Source organism: Dorea longicatena (assembly GCF_025150085.1).
In the GTDB taxonomy this organism is placed as follows: domain Bacteria; phylum Bacillota; class Clostridia; order Lachnospirales; family Lachnospiraceae; genus Dorea_A; species Dorea_A longicatena.
The window spans coordinates 430898-450257 of the sequence record NZ_CP102280.1; the positions used below are offsets into that span (position 1 = coordinate 430898).

18 protein-coding genes are annotated in these 19360 nt (G+C 43.1%); 16 read left to right on the forward strand and 2 right to left on the reverse strand.

What is annotated here, in order from left to right; genetic code table 11:
- The 10 genes from NQ508_RS02040 to NQ508_RS02085 all read left to right on the forward strand — a co-directional run bounded on the left by NQ508_RS02040 (nt 1) and on the right by NQ508_RS02085 (nt 11528).
- Nucleotides 1–210 carry a HypC/HybG/HupF family hydrogenase formation chaperone gene (locus tag NQ508_RS02040; protein ID WP_006426097.1) on the forward strand — a complete coding sequence of 70 codons (210 nt, stop codon included), beginning with the start codon at nt 1–3 and terminating at the stop codon, nt 208–210.
- Nucleotides 210–1256, forward strand: coding sequence for a hydrogenase formation protein HypD (gene hypD / locus NQ508_RS02045; protein ID WP_006426096.1), 1047 nt, complete (start codon nt 210–212; stop codon nt 1254–1256). Before NQ508_RS02040 ends, hypD begins: the two co-directional genes overlap by 1 nt.
- Nucleotides 1257–1291: 35 nt before the next feature.
- Nucleotides 1292–2338, forward strand: a complete 1047-nt coding sequence (gene hypE, locus NQ508_RS02050; RefSeq protein WP_006426095.1) for a hydrogenase expression/formation protein HypE — start codon at nt 1292–1294, stop codon at nt 2336–2338.
- Between the two features lie 47 nt (nt 2339–2385).
- Entirely contained in the window at nt 2386–2649 is a 264-nt protein-coding gene (locus tag NQ508_RS02055; protein WP_022415754.1) for a TM1266 family iron-only hydrogenase system putative regulator, read from the forward strand.
- Between the two features lie 43 nt (nt 2650–2692).
- Complete coding sequence (locus tag NQ508_RS02060; RefSeq protein ID WP_006426093.1) at nt 2693–3523, forward strand: nitrogenase iron protein NifH; 831 nt, start codon at nt 2693–2695, stop codon at nt 3521–3523.
- Nucleotides 3517–4836 (forward strand): nitrogenase component 1, encoded by a 1320-nt coding sequence (locus NQ508_RS02065; RefSeq protein WP_006426092.1) that lies wholly within the window; start codon nt 3517–3519, stop codon nt 4834–4836. Before NQ508_RS02060 ends, NQ508_RS02065 begins: the two co-directional genes overlap by 7 nt.
- Nucleotides 4833–5978 (forward strand): nitrogenase component 1, encoded by a 1146-nt coding sequence (locus NQ508_RS02070; RefSeq protein ID WP_006426091.1) that lies wholly within the window; start codon nt 4833–4835, stop codon nt 5976–5978. The genes NQ508_RS02065 and NQ508_RS02070 overlap by 4 nt, the downstream gene beginning before the upstream one ends.
- A gap of 136 nt (nt 5979–6114) precedes the next feature.
- On the forward strand, nt 6115–6660 hold the full coding sequence (locus NQ508_RS02075; protein WP_006426090.1) for a histidine phosphatase family protein: 546 nt from the start codon (nt 6115–6117) through the stop codon (nt 6658–6660).
- Nucleotides 6661–6662: 2 nt separating this feature from the next.
- Entirely contained in the window at nt 6663–9365 is a 2703-nt protein-coding gene (locus NQ508_RS02080) for a DEAD/DEAH box helicase (protein ID WP_006426089.1), read from the forward strand.
- 9 nt (nt 9366–9374) lie between these two features.
- Complete coding sequence (locus NQ508_RS02085; protein WP_006426088.1) at nt 9375–11528, forward strand: ATP-dependent helicase; 2154 nt, start codon at nt 9375–9377, stop codon at nt 11526–11528.
- Between the two features lie 197 nt (nt 11529–11725).
- Here the strand turns inward: NQ508_RS02085 and NQ508_RS14360 are convergent, their stop codons facing one another.
- The gene (locus tag NQ508_RS14360) at nt 11726–12382 is read right to left on the reverse strand and encodes an ROK family protein (protein ID WP_080543111.1); all 657 of its coding nucleotides are present in this window, start codon (nt 12380–12382) and stop codon (nt 11726–11728) included.
- A 66-nt stretch (nt 12383–12448) separates the two neighbouring features.
- Between NQ508_RS14360 and NQ508_RS02090 the strand changes: the two genes are divergently transcribed.
- From NQ508_RS02090 to NQ508_RS02100, 3 genes are all read left to right on the forward strand, one after another.
- A complete protein-coding gene (locus NQ508_RS02090; protein ID WP_242654643.1) occupies nt 12449–12685 on the forward strand; it encodes a hypothetical protein in 237 nt (78 codons plus the stop codon).
- Nucleotides 12686–12932: 247 nt separating this feature from the next.
- Entirely contained in the window at nt 12933–13526 is a 594-nt protein-coding gene (locus tag NQ508_RS02095; RefSeq protein WP_006426084.1) for a 50S ribosomal protein L25, read from the forward strand.
- A 165-nt stretch (nt 13527–13691) separates the two neighbouring features.
- The gene (locus NQ508_RS02100) at nt 13692–15677 is read left to right on the forward strand and encodes a serine hydrolase domain-containing protein (protein ID WP_006426083.1); all 1986 of its coding nucleotides are present in this window, start codon (nt 13692–13694) and stop codon (nt 15675–15677) included.
- Here NQ508_RS02100 and NQ508_RS14220 read toward each other — a convergent pair.
- Nucleotides 15610–15765 (reverse strand): helix-turn-helix domain-containing protein, encoded by a 156-nt coding sequence (locus NQ508_RS14220; RefSeq protein WP_173784871.1) that lies wholly within the window; start codon nt 15763–15765, stop codon nt 15610–15612. The two genes, NQ508_RS02100 and NQ508_RS14220, sit on opposite strands and share 68 nt — an antisense overlap.
- Nucleotides 15766–16170: 405 nt before the next feature.
- Between NQ508_RS14220 and NQ508_RS02110 the strand changes: the two genes are divergently transcribed.
- The 3 genes from NQ508_RS02110 to NQ508_RS02120 all read left to right on the forward strand — a co-directional run bounded on the left by NQ508_RS02110 (nt 16171) and on the right by NQ508_RS02120 (nt 19234).
- Nucleotides 16171–17301 (forward strand): glycerate kinase family protein, encoded by a 1131-nt coding sequence (locus NQ508_RS02110; RefSeq protein ID WP_044919309.1) that lies wholly within the window; start codon nt 16171–16173, stop codon nt 17299–17301.
- 93 nt (nt 17302–17394) lie between these two features.
- Complete coding sequence (locus tag NQ508_RS02115; protein WP_155115949.1) at nt 17395–17721, forward strand: GntT/GntP/DsdX family permease; 327 nt, start codon at nt 17395–17397, stop codon at nt 17719–17721.
- A gap of 346 nt (nt 17722–18067) precedes the next feature.
- The gene (locus NQ508_RS02120; RefSeq protein ID WP_006426078.1) at nt 18068–19234 is read left to right on the forward strand and encodes a phosphopentomutase; all 1167 of its coding nucleotides are present in this window, start codon (nt 18068–18070) and stop codon (nt 19232–19234) included.
- Nucleotides 19235–19360 lie beyond the last annotated feature (126 nt).

Sequence of the window (19360 nt, forward strand, 5' to 3'; positions counted from 1 at the left end):
ATGTGTGTAGGATTATCAGCAAAAGTAGTCCGTATCAGTGACGGTACGGCGGTTGTAGATGCGGGGGGCGCAAAAAGAGAGGTCTCTTCAGAATTACTGGAAGATCTGGAACCGGGAGATTATGTAATGGTGCATGCAGGAATCGCCATTGCAAAAATTACCGGTGAAGATGACAGTGAGACAGATCAGTTGATGGAGGAACTTCTGTAATGAGTGAAGGAAAGAAAACGGCAAGAGAGATCATAGAAGGATATGACGGCCCTGCAGTCCGGATCATGGAAGTATGCGGGACACATACACATGAAATCTTCCGGCTAGGTATTCGCAAACTTCTTCCAAAGCAGGTAGAATTGATCTCTGGTCCCGGGTGTCCGGTCTGTGTCACACCGGTAAGTTATATCGATGAGGCAGTTTATCTGGCTCTGGAAAAGAGTGTGACAATCTGTACATTCGGAGATCTGGTGCGTGTGCCGGGAAGTAAGAAGAGTCTGGCAGATGCAAGAAGCGAAGGCGGGAAGATCCATATCGTCTATTCACCTGCCGATGCGGAAAAATATGCAAAAGAACATCCGGAAGAAGAGGTTGTATTCTTATCTGTAGGATTTGAGACGACGACTCCGGCGGGATGTCTGTCTGTCAAAAAAGCAAAAGAAGAAGGAATCACGAACTATTCCATGCTGATCGCAAATAAAACGATGCCGCAGGCATACGAAGCATTAAAAGGAAGCGCAGACATTTTCTTATATCCGGGACATGTCAATGCGATCACAGGAACAAAGCTCTGTGAAGAATTGGTGCAGGAAGGTGTAAGCGGTGTGGTGGCAGGCTTTACGGCAAAAGAACTTCTGACTGCACTGGCAGTTGCACTGACACATTTTCAGAAAGGGAAACCTTTCTTTGTAAATTGTTATCCGCGTGTAGTGACAGAAGAAGGCAGTAAGGAAGCGCAGAGACTGGTGGATACGCTGATGGAAGCATGTGACAGTGAATGGAGAGGACTCGGAATCATACCGGGATCCGGACTTAGGTTACGTGATGAATGGGACATGTATGATGCCAGAAAGAAATATCAGGTTCCGAAGATGGAAGGAAGGGCGAATCCGGCCTGTAGATGCGGGGATGTATTACAGGGAAAATGTAAACCATCCGACTGCAAAGTATTTGGAAAGGTCTGTACACCGCAGCATCCGGTAGGTGCATGTATGGTATCCGGAGAGGGAGCCTGTTCAGCATATTATATGTATGGAAGAGAATAAGAAAATAGACGGAAAATAACAAGGAAGTGGACAAGATGAATGAGTATGTGGATAATGAAGCAAGAAAAGCAAGATTAGTGGGGAAAACTGTGACGATGGCACATGGTGCAGGAGGACGCCAGACGTCAGAGCTGATCGATATGATCTTTAAAGCACATTTTGATAATCCGGATCTGACTGCGGATGATGCAGCCGTCCTGGCACCTCCGGCCGGTAAGATGGCAGTGTCTACCGATGGATTTATCGTATCACCGGCATTCTATCCGGGAGGAAATATCGGAAAGCTTTCCATCTGCGGTACGGTCAATGATCTTTCCTGTATGGGAGCAAAACCATTATACCTGACCAGCGCATTTGTGATCGAAGAAGGATTTCCTATGGAAAAACTGGAAGAGATCGCAGAGGCAATGGAAAAGACGGCGAAAGAAGCCGGAGTCCGGATTGTATCGGGGGATACCAAGGTTGCCGGAAAGGGCCAGGTGGACGGAGTCTTTATCACGACAACAGGTATCGGTGAGATCACGGATGGAGTTGAAGTTGCGGGAAATCTTGCAAAACCGGGCGATGCGATCATTGTGACAGGAGATATCGGAAGACACGGATGCACGATCCTTCTTGCGAGAGAAGATTTTGGAATTGAAGCAGATGTGACCAGTGACTGTGCACCTCTCTGGGGCAATGTAAAAGCAGTGATGGATGCAACACATGAACTGCATGTGATCCGTGATGCAACCAGAGGTGGAGTCGGAACTGTGCTGTATGAGATTGCAGGACAGAGTCAGGTAGGAATCCGTCTGGATGCTTCGAAGATTCCGGTTGCACCGGAGGTACGCGGCGTATGTGGAATGCTTGGCCTGGAGCCGCTCTATCTTGCGTGCGAAGGACGACTTGTGATCATGGCACCGAAAGAACAGGCACAGACAATCGTGGATGCATTGAAAGCATGTCCGTATTCTAAAAATGCGGCAATTATCGGTGAAGTGACCGAAGAACAGCCTGGAAAAGTTGTGATGTTGACGGAGATTGGAACGCAGGCATTACTTCCGCAGCCGGGAGGGGAATTACTGCCGCGTATCTGTTAAGCATGGAAGACAAAGCAGACATAAAGCATGAAAAAGTGAGGAAATCTATGGATACAAGAGTGGCAGTTATTTCGATTATTGTGGAGAATCCGGAAGCAATCGAGACGTTGAATCATCTGCTTCACGAGGCAGGGCAATTTATTATCGGAAGAATGGGAATTCCGTACCGGGAGAAAGGGATTAACATCATCAGCATTGCGATCGATGCACCGCAGGATATGATCAGTACATTATCCGGTAAGATCGGGCGCCTGAACGGGGTATCCACGAAGACGGCATATTCGAATATTATTACGAAAGCAGGAGAATAGAACATTCGGATATTATTTATGAGAGCAGGAGAGCAAGAATAATATGATTAAGATTGCAGTATATGGAAAAGGCGGGATCGGTAAATCAACGACGGTATCGAACGTTGCCGTGGCACTGGCAGAAAAAGGCCTGAAAGTGATGCAGATTGGCTGCGATCCGAAAGCCGATTCAACGATCGCATTAAGACACGGGGAAGCAGTACCGACGGTACTGGATCTTTTCCGGGAGAAAAAGCAGGATCTGAAATTGGAAGATATGGTGCGGACCGGATATCAGGGTGTGATCTGTGTAGAGGCAGGTGGTCCGACACCGGGACTCGGATGTGCAGGAAGAGGAATTATCACGGCATTGGAAAAATTAAAAGAGACGGGAGCATATGAAGTATATCAGCCGGATGTTGTACTTTATGATGTACTCGGAGATGTTGTATGCGGTGGATTTTCTATGCCGATGCGGAAAGGATATGCGGATAAAGTTTTTATTATTACTTCAGGAGAAAATATGGCGATCCATGCAGGAGCCAATATTGCGATGGCGGTAGAGAACTTTAAGAATCGTGGATATGCTTCCCTTGGCGGGATTATTCTGAACCGCAGGAATGTAGCGAGAGAAGAAGAAAAGGTAAATGAGCTGGCAGATGATTTTCAGACACAGGTAGTCGGAACATTGTCCCACAGCGGACTTGTGACAGAAGCAGAAGAAAAGAAAGAGACGGTTATGGAATGCTTTCCGGACAGTGAGATGGCTGAGGAATACAGAAAACTTGCGGAAGCAATCTATGAGTTGTCAAAACGACCAGAAGGATCAGCCTGTGAAAAAGCCGATGAAAAGTATACTGCCGATAAAAGACCTGGGGAGGGATTGAAATGTTAAAGAAAGCCGGAGAATCAACCGGACTGGAATTCAATTCCCCGGCACATGGAAACTGGAATATTGTCCATACAGGAATGCTTCTTCCGGAATCCATACAGATCTATGTCTGTGCAGATAACTGTATGCGGGGAGTCGTTCTGACAGCAGCCGAGATGAATGCGGCAGACAGATTTTCCTTTGTGATCGTGGAAGAAGAGGATCTTCTGAACGGCAATCTGGAAGATGTGACGATCGAAGGCGTTACAGATGTATTAAGAAAACGAAAAGATCATCCGAAAGCAGTACTGTTATTTACCGTGTGTCTGCATCATTTTCTGGGATGTGATCTGGAACGGGTGTATGAAGAACTGGAAGACAGATTCCCGGATATTTTCTTCGTCCGCTGTTATATGGATCCAATCATGCAAAAGCACGGGCTGACGCCGGATCAGAAACTTCGAAAGGCAATATATGACGGACTTAAGGTGAGAGAAGAAAATCCGAAAGCAGTGACGATTCTTGGCAGTGATTTTGCGCTGGATGAGACCAGTGATATCAGGCGTTTGTTAAAATGGAAGCATATAGAAGTAAAAGAATTGCCAGAGTGTAATTCATGGAAGTCCTATCAAGAGCTTGCAGACAGTAAAATATTCATAGCGTGCTATCCGCCTGGAAAATATGGTCTGGAATGTCAGGCAGAACGACTTAGGAAGAAAGCGTTATATCTTCCGGGAAGCTTTGATTATGATGAGATTATCAGGCAGTGGAAGACGTTGGAGCAGGCGGTTGGAGAAAATGTGGAAGAGGTTGAGGGTATAGAAGATACAGATATGTACATGGAGAAATCACTGGAAAGAATTACAAAAAGAGAGATTGCACTGTGTGAATCTGCTTTAGAACAAGCCAGAAAAGTGGTCGGAGATGTTCCCATTATGATCGATCACACCTTTCATCCAAGGCTGCTGGAACTGGCAAAGCTGTTACTGACACATGGTTTTTCTGTGACCAGAATCTATCTGGACGCGGTTAATCCGGAAGAAAAAGACACATTTGAGTGGCTAAAGGAACAATATCCTGAACTGGAATATGAACCAACGATTCGTCCGGAGATGCGTATGAAGCCAAGAAACGAATCAGATGTACTGGCAATCGGGCAGAAAGCAGCGTGGTTTACAGGAACCAGGCATTTTGTCAATCTAGTGGAAGGTGCAGGACTGTATGGATTTGACGGAATCCGCAGAACGGCAGAATTGATGACAGAAGCCTGGCAGGAAGAAAAAGATCCAGAAGATCTGATCATTCGGAAAGGATGGGGGTGCGAAAGCTGCATATGAGACAGAGTTACAGAATTATACCGATTTACACAGCTGACGTATCCGGTGTCTGCTCTGCCCTGTATGAATTGGGCGGGATGACAGTGATGCATGATCCGTCCGGTTGTAATTCCACTTATAATACACATGATGAGATAAGATGGTATGAGCAGGACAGTATGATCTATATCTCAGGGCTGACGGAGATCGATGCTGTCATGGGGAATGATGAGAAGATAATCTGTGATATTGAACTGGCTGCAGAAGAATTAAAGCCGAAATTCATCGCACTTGCAGGATCACCGATCCCATATATGAATGGAACGGATTTTCCGGCAATCGCCAGGATGCTGGAACAAGATCTCGGAATCCCGGCATTTTCGATTCCGACAAATGGAATGCATGATTATGTATATGGTGCCGGTCTGGCTCTTGCAGAGATTGCAAAACGTATCAAAGGAAAGAAAGAAGTGACGTCAAAAAGTGTGAATCTTCTGGGAGTAACACCTTTAGATTTCGGGCCGCAGGAGCATGTAGATGCTTTAAAAAGAAATGTAGAAGAGACGGGATGGAAGGTATTGTCGACCTGGGCTATGGGAGATACACTGGAAGATCTCGGACGTGCACCGGAAGCGGAGGTTAATCTGGTGGTATCTTCTGTGGGACTTTGGGCGGCCAAAGTATTACAGGAGAGGTTCGGGACACCTTATGTGATCGGGACACCGATCCGGGGATTTATGAAGAGTCTTTTGAATGCAATAGAAGAAAAAAAGCAGGTAGCATATCTCGAAAAGGGAAGGCGCATCAGCCTGACAGGAAACAAATCGGAAAAAAGTTCAGAAAACCAGATTATATTAATCGGAGAACCGGTGATCATGGAATCTCTGGCAGTAGCGATCGAGACGGAATATCAGATATCTGTAAGAGTAATCTGTCCGATAAGGGAGAAGAAAGGATTACTTGCGGATGGAGATATTGCAGTCCGTGGAGAAGAAGAACTGGAACAGGTACTTCAGAGATCAAAGAATGTAAAAGGCATTGTAGCGGATCCATTGTATCGCCCGGTCTGTCCGGAGAATGTGGCATTTTATGAGCTGCCGCATATTGCATTTTCGGGAAGAATTTATAAAAAGAAACTGCCGGTCCTGGCAGAACTTATATAGGTGACAGATAGGTAAAACATATGTTCGGATAAATGCTTGAAGGATTTATCTGTTCATGATAGAATGTGAAATATAAATTGCCGGATATTTCTGAGTAAATGTACAGTGCAGAGAAAGCGAGTAGAAAGGGAACAGAATGGGACATTTTTATTTTGCAAGACACGGACAGACAGTCTGGAATGTAGAGAATAAGATTTGCGGAGCAACGGATATTGAATTGACAGAACTTGGCCATCAGCAGGCAGAAGAGCTGGGGCAGGCAATTCTGGAGCAGGGAATTCAGATTGATGAGATATTGTATTCACCATTGATCAGGGCAAAGGAGACCGCCAGACATGTATCCGAGGTAACCGGGATCCCGATGCGTGAAGAAATGCGCCTAAAAGAACAAAACTTTGGAAAATACGAAGGTACGCCGAGAAATGGAGAGGAATTCCAGAAGGCTAAGGCTAATTTTATTAATTCTTATGAAGGCGGCGAATCGATGCTGAAGCTTTGCCACCGAATTTATGATCTGCTCGATGATATTAAGAAAGAATCAGATCAGAAGACATATCTTCTGGTTGCACATAACGGGATCTCAAGAGCGATACAGTCTTATTTTTGTGATATGACGAATGATGAATTTGCAAGGTTCGGTATCAAGAATTGTGAGATTCGTAAGTTTGAATACAAGGAGTAAGAATGAAGAAGGATGAAAAGATGTCAATCGAAGATATGACGGCATATATGCGCATTGTGCCGGAGAGGAAAGCTTCTTATGCAGAATTTCCGGATACTATGAATGATGAAATAAAGGAATATCTCGGAAAACAGGGGATTAATGCTCTTTATATGCATCAGACGGAAATGTTTGAAAAGGCCGGACGGGGAGAGAATACAGTGATCACGACATCGACTGCCAGCGGAAAAACGCTGGCATTTCTTATTCCTGTCCTGCAGAAGATATTGGAAGATCCACTCACAAGGGCGATTTTCGTCTATCCGACGAAAGCGCTGGCGAGTGATCAGTACCGTTCATTGCAGCCGGTACTGGAATATTTCGGAGAAGGGAAGATTCAGGCAGGAGTCTATGACGGAGATACGATGCCCGCAGAGCGCAGCCGCATCAGAAAGAGTGCGAATATTATATTAACGAATCCGGAAATGTTGAACTCTGCATTTCTTCCGAATCACAGTAAGTATGGGTTTGACTTTATCTTTGCAAATCTGAGATATATTGTGATCGATGAATTGCACAGTTACAGGGGCGCATTTGGTGCCCATCTTGCGAATATTTTCAGGCGGATGCACAGAATCTGCCAGTATTATCATTCAAGCCCCCAGTTTTTATGCAGTTCTGCGACAATCGCCAATCCGGTAGAACTTGCAAAAAAAGTATGTGGCACTGCATTTTCTCTGATTGAGAAGGATGGATCTCCATCACCGGTCAGGGAATATAGAATTATCCAGCCGCCGGAGATCAAAGGACATAATGACAAGGTTTATGGAAGGTATGCGGCGTCTACGGTCGCGGCAGATATGCTTCCGGATCTGGTAAAAGAGCAGAGGCATTTTATTGCATTTGGAAAATCCAGACGAACGGTAGAAGTTATTTTGAAAGAGGCAAGAGACAAGTTGGATGCGGCAGGTTTCTTAAGTCAGGCAGATAGCAGAAAAATTGCCGGATACAGAGGCGGGTACACACCTCTGGAACGAAAAGAAATTGAGCGGAAGATGATGTCCGGGGAACTGAACGGACTGGTGTCGACTAATGCACTGGAACTTGGAATTGATATCGGAAGCCTGGATACGACGGTGATCGTCGGATATCCTGGGACGCGGGCATCATTCTGGCAGCAGAGTGGCCGTGCAGGGAGAAACGGACAGACCTGTGTGAATTACCTGATTCTTGAAAATCAGCCATTTGACCAGTACATTGCAGTGGAACCGGGGTGGCTTTTTGAAGGAAAAAGTGAAAATGCGATCGTAGACCCGGATAATCTGCTGATTGAATTGGCACATATCCGTGCGGCAGCGGCGGAACTTCCACTGAGTCTGGATGATGCAGCATTGTTTCCGAGTCTTGGTGAGATCATTCCTGTTCTGATGAAAGCAGAAGAAGTAAAAAGTATGGCCGGGAGATTTGCCTGGTCGGGTCCTGCATTTCCCGCAGGGGATTACAGTCTGAGAAATATGGATAAGACGAGATTCAAATTAATTCTGGATAATGAGAATCGTGAGATTACAGAGATGGATGAGTCGCAGGCCTATCATGAATTACATCCGGGAGCAGTCTATATGCATGACGGTGCATTGTATGAGGTTCTGAAACTGGATCTGGTAAGCAGGACAGCAACAGCGAAGTCGTTTGAAGGAAATTATTATACAGTCCCGGCAGGAACCGAAGACATCCGGATCCTTCAGACTTTTCAGGAAAAAACAGTGGAAAGAACGAAGATACATTTCGGAGATATTAATGTAGACGAAGTGATCTCGATGTTCAAGAAATTACAATTTCATAATCATCAGAATCTTGGGTATGTATCACTGACACAGCCGCTTCAGAAAGATTATGATACAGAAAGTACATGGATTGATATTCCGGAGGATGTGGTGCGCGTATACAGAAGTCTGCTGTTACCGAATGGGGCAGGAGAACTTGTATTGAATAATCACTTCGAAGGCCTGCAAAATGCGATAAAGAACGCGGCGATGATGGTGACGATGACGGAACGTGATGATATCAATACAGGAATGTCTAATAATGCGACCGTGCAGGGATATATGGATTCTGGCAGCGGAGAATCAGAAGGACACGAAGTGGTGTCATTATTCATTTATGATAAGTATGAAGGTGGTCTTGGATATTCAGAGAAAATCTATGAATTGATCCCAGAGGTGATCGACCATGCGATTCAGATGGTGAAGGGATGTTCCTGTGAGGATGGCTGTCCGGCCTGTGTGGGAGACTATACATTAAGTAAGAAGATGGTGTTATGGGGACTTAGAAGCCTGAAGGAAAGGCTGGAAGCACCGGAATATGTAAAAAAGCAGGTAGAAGAAGAGCGTCCGGGTGTTCACAAACAGTATTCATTCTTTAAACTTCCGGAGAAATGGAACGAATTCTGTGAGACAGTGATTAAGAATGGAGAGAGTGGCGGCGCATTTCTGAAGACCGCAAAACGAGTAGAAATAGAGAAGCATAATCTGATATTGATCGTGGACAGTTACTTTTATGAGGACTGGCTGAAGATACCGGAGAATGCGAAAAGTATCAAAAACATATTAAAATTTCACGCAGTATGTCCACAGGATATGGAGATTGTTGTCCGTACAGAAGAGGACATGGGGCGAAAGAAAAAGACAGAAGGCAAGTTAAAACGACGATACGAAGATAAATTTTAGGTGACAGGAATGGATTTTAAGGAAGAATGGAATTGGTTGAATTCCTATCAGATGGAAGCAGTGACAGATGAAAATGATGCATGTATTGTAAATGCCAATGTAGGAAGTGGGAAGACGACCGTACTGATCGCGAAAATTTTATATTTGCATTATGAAAAGAAGATTCCGCTTGAGAAGATGGTGGTGCTGACATTTACGAATAAGGCAGCAGGAGAGATTATTGAACGTCTGAAGAAAAAAGAACCGGGACTTACGGAAGAACAGGTGCAGTTTTTTGGAACATTCCACAGTGTTGCCATGCGGATGCTGAAAAATACACTGTTACAGACAAAAGCAGAGAATGGAGAAATAGCTCATACAGTGGAAAATAGCAGCATGGCACCGGAAGAATGGACTTCGGAGTTTGAAATTATAGATCCGGACGAGGAACAGGAACTGGCGCTTTATCTGATTGCAGAATATAGTCTGAAAGTAAAGTATAAAAACCGTTTGAAAAAAAGACTGGAGCAGGAATATCCAAATTATAAGGCTGGAAAAGTAACCAGCCGCTATAAGGATGAACTGTTTCGGTTATATCCTCTTTTAAAGAAGGAAAAGAAGAAAGAGAATAAAATGAGCTTTTCCGATCTGCTGGAAGAGGGGACAAGACTTCTGAAAATGGGGAAAAATTCTCGGCCAGAATGGATTATTGTGGATGAAGTACAGGACAGTGACCGGTCACAGCTGGAATTTCTGGAAGCATTAAAAGGACCGGAGACGAAAATCTTTGCAGTAGGAGATCCAAATCAGGTGATCTATAGTTTCCGCGGGACAACTCAGAATATGTTTTTCCTGTTAAAGAACAGGTTTCAGGCAAAAGAACTTTCACTTCCGGTTAATTACCGATCGAATGCATCCATTCTGGAGGCGGCAAACCGTTTCCTTCAATTTGGCGGAAAGATTCAAGGCAGTAATGAATGCGGGGAGAAGATTCAGATAAGGAATCATTATGATCCGTTTCAGGAAGCAATGTATCTGGCAGACAAGATCTGGACACTTCATCAGGAAGGGAAGGAATACAGGGATATTGCAGTATTTTACAGGCTGCAAAAACAGGCAGAAATCCTGGAAAAGATGTTTGCAGAACAGAATATTCCATATGAAGTATCGGTGAAAAAGTCGTGGAAAGATATTCCTGTATTGAACTGGCTTATGTATGTCTTAAGATTTGCGACGCATCCGGACGATATACAGGCGGGAATGCAGGTATTGATGGATAAAAGGTTCGGAGACAAATGCACAAAAAAGAAAGCAGAAGACATTATAAAGAATCACAAGACAGAGAAATCTGATATATATAAGAATATGATGCTGTTTTATACAGAGAAAGAAGTATTGTCAGGAGAAGATATATTTGATTCGCTTGGATTGAAAGAAGCACTGCACCCTACCTCTGCAGATTATCAGCAAGATGCAAAGCAGGTATTGGATTTTCTGAATCAGATCTGTACATATAGCAGGGAAAAGAAGCTGAATATGTCAGACGGAATCCGGGAATTCCTAAATGGGATGGCACTCGGAACAATAGAAAGTCCAGAGGATACGCAAGAGTCTGCGGAGAAGGAAGAAGCAGGCGGCAGAGTAAAACTCATGACATTACATGCATCGAAGGGGCTGGAATTTGATACGGTATTCATTATCGGAGTAAATCCGGGACTGCTGCCGATCAGATGCAGTAGCTTTGATCAGGAAGAGGAAGAACGGAGATTATTCTTTGTAGGGATCACGCGTGCAAGAAATCACCTGGAACTTTCTTATTACACGAATCCGGGAGAACCGGGGGTATTGGGCAGTTACAGTAATTATCTGAAAATGATCCCGGAGGAATTACTTGAGTGGAAAGAAATACGCAGTGATGAAGAAAAGCGGACAAATCTTAAAGAACTAACGAGAAGGGCAAAAGAAGAAATCCGAAAAGCAGAAGCACAGAAAGCAGAAAATGTTCAGGAACAAAAAACGGAATCCGAGAAAACAGAAAATGTTCAGGAACAAAAAGCGATACATCCCAAATATGGAACCGGTATTGTGACATCGGAAGACGATATGATGGTAGAAGTAGAATTTCCAAATTACGGAAAGAAACAATTTATCAAGGCATTTCAGGAGGTCGAGATGATCAGGTAACCGAGTACATTAGTTAGAAATAAAAATAAACAGAAGCATAAAAAATCCACCGTACTTAATAATTTTTTAAATACGATGGATTTTTATGATATTTCATCCAATGGACTATACCTCTTTCTTTCTTCGATTTGTTTTTTTATCATTTTTTTAATGATGTTAAATTTACGTTCCTGGTGGTTTGTCCTCCTTTTTCTTTATTAGACTCTTTTCAGTTTAGATTGTCCTCTGCATTGGACTGTACCTCTTTCTTTAGATTTTAAATAAAGATTTAACTGATTGGTGGTCCGTCCTCCTTTTCTTTTGTTGATATTATAATATCGCACGAAAGTGAAAATGTCAATAGGTAATCTGAAAAAAATGTGAAAAATAATAAAAAGACAAAATATTCTGAAAATAATATCTGCATGATTGCCGGGAATGATGTAACTGGTGTCATCATCAAAGGTAGAACGCTCAGCCACGTAATGACGGATTTTAGAGAGATCTTCATCTGTAAAGTAAGGAGCAACATGTCCGCCTAATATAACGGTATGCTCCAGAACCATATGCAGGTTGTTGATCAGAATGGACAGATGTCTTAAATAATCCTCCCATCTTTCTATACAGCCGGTATCGCCGGCTGATTTTTTTTCAAAAAATTCTTCCAGGTTATCGGAATCTCCGAGAAGCGAGTTTAGGGAACAATAGCATTCCGCACATCCCTGACGTCCACAGTAGCAATCATGACCTCCGGGAACCAGTGTCATGTGTTCAAAAGTTTCGCTTTTTCCTGTAGTAGCGGTAAGAAGCTGACCGTCTACGATGATGGCACCGCCCAGATGGTAATTTAATGAAATGTAGGTTACGTCTTTGATATCCGGGCTTTTCTATCGGATATTCATGAGCGTGATATTCTTGTATCCACAAGAATGATCTGTGCGATGGCGGGAACAGCAATCGTTATGTCAATTACAGCACCATTGGTCAAATTCTTCGGACATGGCAACGAAGGAAGAGGATATCTGATCACAATGACAATTTATGGTATTGCAGCAATGTGCATTTTCTTCCTCATATTTGCAATGCAGCCAGATGTGATCGATTATTCTGAATATAAGAAAAATGCAAGTGTAGCGGGACTGATCGCTGCATTCCAGGGATTTTTCGTAGTGTGCTGATCGCAGTTCTGACATATTTTTATAAATTGGACAGTATCCGTGGTGAGATGACGGAGGAACTGGAAAAACGTAGATAAATTATGCATAAAAACCTGGACAAAAAAATCAACTTTTTGGTGAATCTTTATCTGCTGTAGGTGTTATAATACGACTGTAACAAAGGAAACCTACTTAACAAAACCTCTTTGTAGCGTTGAAACCGCAAAGCGAAGGCTGCTAAGCATCAGATTTTTGGAGGAAAAGATAAATGAATACTTTAAAAGCTGAAAAAAGAAGCATGGACATCAAAGCAAAGAAATTAAGAAGAGAAGGTTACGTTACTGGTAATGTCTTCGGAAGAGAGATGAAAGAGTCTGTTCCGGTTAAGATGGAAAAAGCAGCTGTTGACCGTTTACTTAAGGCTTGCCACAAAGGTAGTCAGGTAATGCTGGACATCGAAGGTGAGAAGATGAATGTTCTGATTAAAGATGTCGAGTTTAACCCATTAAAAGGTCAGGTAGATGAGATAGACTTCCAGGCACTTGTAAGTAATGAAAAAGTACATTCTGTAGCAGAGATCGTTCTGGTCGGACATGAGAAAGATGCAGGTGGTGTACTGGAGCAGTTACTGGAAGAAGTACAGTTCAAGGCATATCCGTCAGCATTGGTTGACAAGGTAGAAGTTGATGTAAGTAACATGAAAGTCGGAGATTCTATCAAGGTAAAAGATCTTACACTTTCAAGTGACAAAGATGTAGATGTCATGACTGATCCTGAGACTACAGTTGTTACATTGCAGTATGTACACAACAGTGAGGCGGATGATGATGCCGATGAGGAAGCCGCAGAAGCAACAGAATAAACAAAAGATAAAATTTATAAAAATACGGAAAAACCCGGATATCGAAGTATAGATGTCCGGGTTTTTTTGCTATACTACATCATATATAGAACCGCGGACAGAGTAGAATTGCGGATTGTGTATAGAAATAAGAGTAAGAAAACATGATGAAAATGAGGTGATCTTATGGCAAAAGAGCAGCTTGCAGTAATAGAGATGGTAACCAATATGATTCTGGGAAAGACAGAAGGAATCAGCAAGGTGGATTTTGTACCTCAGAAAACAAGGTGTCCGGAACCGGAAAATGGAATGCATATGCATGATAAAGTACCGGTAATACAGGATCAGGATATAGAAAAAACGAAAAATCAGCAACAGATATTTCCAAGAAAGACTCCGGAAAGCCAGGGGATAGGCTCAGATCATCTGAGATACCTGATACAGGAACTGGCAGATTCACCGAATACAGATATGCATCATTTTATGGTGCTGCGTCATGGAAATGTGATCTGTGAGGCAGACTTTGCGCCATACAGAAAAGGAATCTGGCATATCACACATTCCATGTGTAAGAGCATCACCGGAATGGCAACAGGACTTCTGATAGATGAGGGAAAACTGGATCTTTCAGAAAACATTTATAAAATTTTTCACGATAAAGGAAGTACCTGGGCGAAAATATTCCGGCCGGAGGTCACGGTAGAGAACCTGATGACGATGACAAGCGGCGTAACATTTAATGAATCAGGAATCGTATCCGGAAATGACTGGCTGGAAAGTTATCTGAATGCACCGATATCAGAAAAACCAGGCACAAAATTCCAGTACAACAGTCTGAATTCCTATGTGCTTTCTGCGATCATAACAGAACGGACCGGAATGCCGATGGATGAATATCTGAAGCCGAGACTGTTCGAGCCATTGGGAATTACAGATTATCTGTGGGAGAAATGTCCGAGAGGAATTACGAAAGGCGGCTGGGGACTTTTTATGCATACAGAGGATATGGCGAAGCTTGGACAGCTGTATCTGAATAAGGGGAAATGGAATGGAAAACAGATCATTCCGGAAAGCTGGGCAGAGGCGTCTGTTATGAAAAAAGTAGATAGTATAGAAGGTACTTACGGATACGGATATCAGCTCTGGATGGAAGAACGTCCGGGAAGCTTTGAATATAATGGAATGCTTGGGCAGAATGTGCTGATCTATCCGGACGTTGATATGGTGATCGTAACGAATGCGGGAAATGAAGAACTATTCCAGGACAATGTGATGCTGAATATTATAAGAAAATATTTCCCGGTAGATTGGATGCCAAAAGAGACACTTCCGGAGAATCCAATTGCGTATGCAAAGCTGCAGGAACTGACCGAAAGGCTGGCTGGAAAAAGACTAAAGAATGATCAATATTATAACAGTCCCCTTATAATCGGAAAAGGCGGTTGGAAGAAGAATTCCTCAAAATATAGAGTCCGCGAAAGACAGACCGAAATAGAAAAAGTACAAAATCAACAGATTCATTTACTGACAGATTTGTTGGATGGTACATGTTATGAGATGGAACAGGAAAGTGTCGGACTTTTTCCGCTGGTTATGCAGGTCATGCACAACAATATGACGGATGGTATATCGAAGATCAATTTCTATAAAAAGAGAACGAAAGAATTGCAGCAGACCCTGATCCTCTGCTTTCAGGAGGGCGAAGAGTCTATAGAACTGGAAATGGGTTGGAATCAATATATAGAAAATAAACTGAGCATTCATGGAGAAACATATCTGGTTGCGGTGAAGGGAGAACGCTCTTCTGATGTGGATGACAATCCGGTTCTGAAAGTGGAAATAGTGTATCTGGAAGAAGCGATGAGGCGGAAGTTATATGTGACATTTGTTAAGGATACATCGGCATCAAAATTAATAACACCGGAATATATAGAAATAAAATGGTATGAATCACCCGGTAAGGCTCTGATCATGGAAGGAATGGAATCCATCACGACAGAAGTTACTAAGCATCCGATCTATTCCCGTATCAGGGAGAATGGAGGTATTGATCTGCTCCATCGCCTGATGGAACAGACGATAGAGCCGGTGATTAAAGGTAGAATCATAGATTCGTCCGAAGAAGCACAGCAAGATACAGAAGTACAGCATCCTGAAATTTCCGGGGATTAAGGCCGGTTATTTTATGAATACGGTTTAACTTATATTGAAGTGTATTTTTATGAAGATACAGTTTGCCACAAGTTCTGATAAGTGACATATCTTCAGAAAAATACACTTTTATTATGTCCAGATCCTGCGTAGAAAGACCACTGATCGTCTTCTGAAGAAAATGATTCCGGGTGTCGTCGGTTACAGAAGACAGAATTAACTGCAATGTCAGATCATCAAAAAGTGCAAAATTTTCAGATGTATTTGTCAGAGTATTTATAGCGGTAAGTGCAGATTCATAAGAATGATGAACTTGAAAAACAGGAGTGGATTTTCCCACGGCAACCTGCAGAATGGAAGCATAATTTAAAAAAATATGTTATAAAGGACATATAAATGACTGGAAAAGTTTGTTATAGTATGAATAAATCCAAAAGACCTAGATGTAGGAAAAAGTCAGTGAATAACACAAAACAAATAACGAAAATTTGTGAAAATGAGGAGGAAGCAAACTATGAAAATTGTAACAGCAATCGATTCGTTTAAAGGAAGTATGACTTCGATGGAAGCAGGACTTGCAGTAACAGAAGGAGTACACAGAGTAGATTCAGATGTGGATGTGCAGATCAGACCGCTGGCAGACGGAGGCGAAGGAACGGTAGAAGCGCTTGTTGCCGGAATGAATGGCATGAAACAGGAGATTCAGGTGACGGGACCACTTGGAACACCGGTAGTCTGTGAATATGGAGTCATTGAAAGTAGCAAGACGGCAGTAATTGAGATGGCAGGAGCAGCGGGAATTACACTGGTGCCGGATGAAAAGAAGAATCCACTTTACACAACGACTTACGGTGTCGGGGAAGTAATCAAAGATGCGATTGGAAAAGGCTGTAGAAGATTTATCATCGGAATCGGAGGCAGTGCAACGAATGACGGAGGTATCGGGATGCTGCAGGCACTTGGATTCGGATTCATGAACAAGAATGGACAGCCGGTACCATTTGGTGCAAGAGGTCTGGAAGAACTGGAGACGATCACGGATACCTATGTGATACCAGAACTGAAAGAATGTGAGTTCCGGATTGCGTGTGATGTAACAAATACGCTGTGTGGAGAGCAGGGAGCAAGTGCTGTTTACGGACCGCAGAAAGGAGCAACGCCATCTATGATCATGCAGATGGACAAATGGCTGGCATATTATGCGGCACTGGCAAAAGAAAAATTCCCGAAAGCAAATGCAAAACAGGCCGGAACCGGAGCTGCCGGAGGACTGGGATTCGCATTTTTAACATTTACCAATGCAGTGCTGGAATCCGGGATCAAGATCGTACTGGAGGAGACACAGCTGGAAGAATATATCAAAGATGCGGATCTGGTAGTTACGGGAGAAGGAAGACTGGACAGACAGACGGCGATGGGAAAAGCACCGATCGGAGTAGCAAAGCTGGCTAAAAAATACGGAAAGACAGTGATCGCATTTGCAGGATCGGTAGAACGGGATGCAAGAGAATGTAACGAGCATGGAATTGACGCATTCTTCCCGGTTTTACGAGGCATTACCACGCTGGAAGAAGCTATGAAGAATGAAAATGCGAAGAGAAACCTGGCGGATACTGCGGAACAAGTATACCGTTTATGGAGATAAGGCAGAACAGGTAAAAATGAAAAGAAATAAAGTCTGAAATAGATTTTTATATTTTATAAAAGATAACATACAGGAGAAAAAAGAGCACTTGCGATTGGAAAGAAGTCCGGATATCACAAAGAGGCGCTGCTTCTTGCGATGATCGGAGGAGGAAAGGCCGGAAATATCATATCACCGAATCCAAATACGATTGCGGTATCCGAGGCATTTAAAGTAGACCTTACATCACTTATGATGAAGAACTTTATTCCGGCAATCTGTGCAGTAGTTGTGACAATCTTATTATCTACGATGCTTTCTAAGAAACAGGGAGTTCAGGTTACGGAAAATGATCTGGAACAGAAAGAAGATAAGAATTTACCATCATTTATCCAGGCAGTTGCAGGGCCGGTGGTTGCGGTTATGATGTATGTGATTTAGAAAGTAGATGGAAAATGATAATGCTGCAATTAGCTACATGCAGTAGATCAAGGTTAAAAAATAGTCGCTTAGTTTACCAGACTGTGGGCGGCTATTTTTGTGTCTTATGATTATCCTTACCAATTGTGTATCCGATGCTGAAGGACTAATCGCCTACCGTTTTGGTAGCACCCATGATATGATTATAGTAATTAATAATAGAAAACACAATATATATTTACTTACTAATGGATAATTTGAAAATGTGATTTTATTAGGGAAAATGACAAATTATAGATCCCTGTATCTTGCACGCCTTTATGATATAGACTTATAATAAAAGAAAAAGACCGAAAGGACTGATTCTATGAAACGTATTTTCTGGATTGTATTGGACAGTGCCGGCATCGGGGAAGCTCCGGATGCAGATAAGTTTGGTGATGTCGGAAGTAATACATGGAAGAGCTGCTATGACAGCGGGAAACTTCATATTCCGAATATGGAAAAGATAGGAATCTACCAGATTGATGGTATGGAATATGCAAAAAGTACAGAGAATCCGACCGGAAGTTTTGCAAAAATGCAGGAATTATCATGTGGAAAGGATACGACGACCGGACACTGGGAAATGGCGGGTATCGTAACGCCGGATCCGCTTCCGAAATTCCCGGACGGATTTCCGAAAGTATTCATAGAGGAATTTTCAAAAAGGACGGGAAGAAAGATTCTGTGTAATCTGCCGTATTCGGGTACACAGGTCATTTATGATTATGGCCGGGAGCAGGAAGAGACAGGAGCACTGATCGTGTATACATCTGCGGACAGTGTATGCCAGATTGCAGCGCACGAGGAGATAATTCCGGTAGAGCAGTTATATGAATATTGTAAGATTGCCAGAGAGATGCTGACTGGAGATCTCGGAGTCGGAAGAGTGATCGCAAGACCATTCATCGGAACATGGCCAAATTACGAACGGACAATCAGACGGCATGACTTTTCACTTGCACCGCCGAGACAGACGGTGTTGGATGCATTAAAAGCAGAAGGAAAAGATGTGATCGGTGTCGGAAAGATCTATGATATCTTTGAAGGGCAGGGAGTGACGGAGACCTACCCGAATCAGGGAAATGAAAAGAATATGGAAAAGACGATCGAGATACAGAAGAAAGAGTTCGACGGACTTTGCTATGTGAACTTAGTAGATGGGGATATGATCTATGGACACCGGCGTGATATTGCAGGATATGCAGGAGCACTGACGAGATTCGATGAACAGTTAGGGGAATTCCTCGCAAATATGCGGGACGACGATATGTTGATGATTACGGCAGACCATGGCTGTGATCCGGGATATACCGGAACGGATCATACAAGAGAATATGTGCCTTGTCTTATATACGGAAAAGAGATCAAAGCAGGGGTGAATCTGCATACCAGAAAAGGTTTTGCAGATATGGCGGCGACGATTGCGGAAGCTCTTGGAAGTAAATACCAGGGAGATGGGGAGTCATTCTGGGATGAAATAAGAAATTGACACATTCATTAGATGATGTTAGTATAGTTATAGAAAAAGGGTGTTGCCGATAGACGGTCAGTCCTGATAATTAATTTATGTATTAAAAATAGTCGCCTAGTTTACCAGACATGGGGCGGCTATTTT

Coding starts and splice junctions, on each gene's coding strand:
- NQ508_RS02040 (WP_006426097.1), top strand. CDS start 1: ATGTGTGTAGGATTATCAGCAAAAGTAGTCCGTATCAGTGACGGTACG.
- hypD (WP_006426096.1), top strand. CDS start 210: ATGAGTGAAGGAAAGAAAACGGCAAGAGAGATCATAGAAGGATATGAC.
- hypE (WP_006426095.1), top strand. CDS start 1,292: ATGAATGAGTATGTGGATAATGAAGCAAGAAAAGCAAGATTAGTGGGG.
- NQ508_RS02055 (WP_022415754.1), top strand. CDS start 2,386: ATGGATACAAGAGTGGCAGTTATTTCGATTATTGTGGAGAATCCGGAA.
- NQ508_RS02060 (WP_006426093.1), top strand. CDS start 2,693: ATGATTAAGATTGCAGTATATGGAAAAGGCGGGATCGGTAAATCAACG.
- NQ508_RS02065 (WP_006426092.1), top strand. CDS start 3,517: ATGTTAAAGAAAGCCGGAGAATCAACCGGACTGGAATTCAATTCCCCG.
- NQ508_RS02070 (WP_006426091.1), top strand. CDS start 4,833: ATGAGACAGAGTTACAGAATTATACCGATTTACACAGCTGACGTATCC.
- NQ508_RS02075 (WP_006426090.1), top strand. CDS start 6,115: ATGGGACATTTTTATTTTGCAAGACACGGACAGACAGTCTGGAATGTA.
- NQ508_RS02080 (WP_006426089.1), top strand. CDS start 6,663: ATGAAGAAGGATGAAAAGATGTCAATCGAAGATATGACGGCATATATG.
- NQ508_RS02085 (WP_006426088.1), top strand. CDS start 9,375: ATGGATTTTAAGGAAGAATGGAATTGGTTGAATTCCTATCAGATGGAA.
- NQ508_RS02090 (WP_242654643.1), top strand. CDS start 12,449: ATGGCGGGAACAGCAATCGTTATGTCAATTACAGCACCATTGGTCAAA.
- NQ508_RS02095 (WP_006426084.1), top strand. CDS start 12,933: ATGAATACTTTAAAAGCTGAAAAAAGAAGCATGGACATCAAAGCAAAG.
- NQ508_RS02100 (WP_006426083.1), top strand. CDS start 13,692: ATGGCAAAAGAGCAGCTTGCAGTAATAGAGATGGTAACCAATATGATT.
- NQ508_RS14220 (WP_173784871.1), bottom strand. CDS start 15,765: ATGTCACTTATCAGAACTTGTGGCAAACTGTATCTTCATAAAAATACA.
- NQ508_RS02110 (WP_044919309.1), top strand. CDS start 16,171: ATGAAAATTGTAACAGCAATCGATTCGTTTAAAGGAAGTATGACTTCG.
- NQ508_RS02120 (WP_006426078.1), top strand. CDS start 18,068: ATGAAACGTATTTTCTGGATTGTATTGGACAGTGCCGGCATCGGGGAA.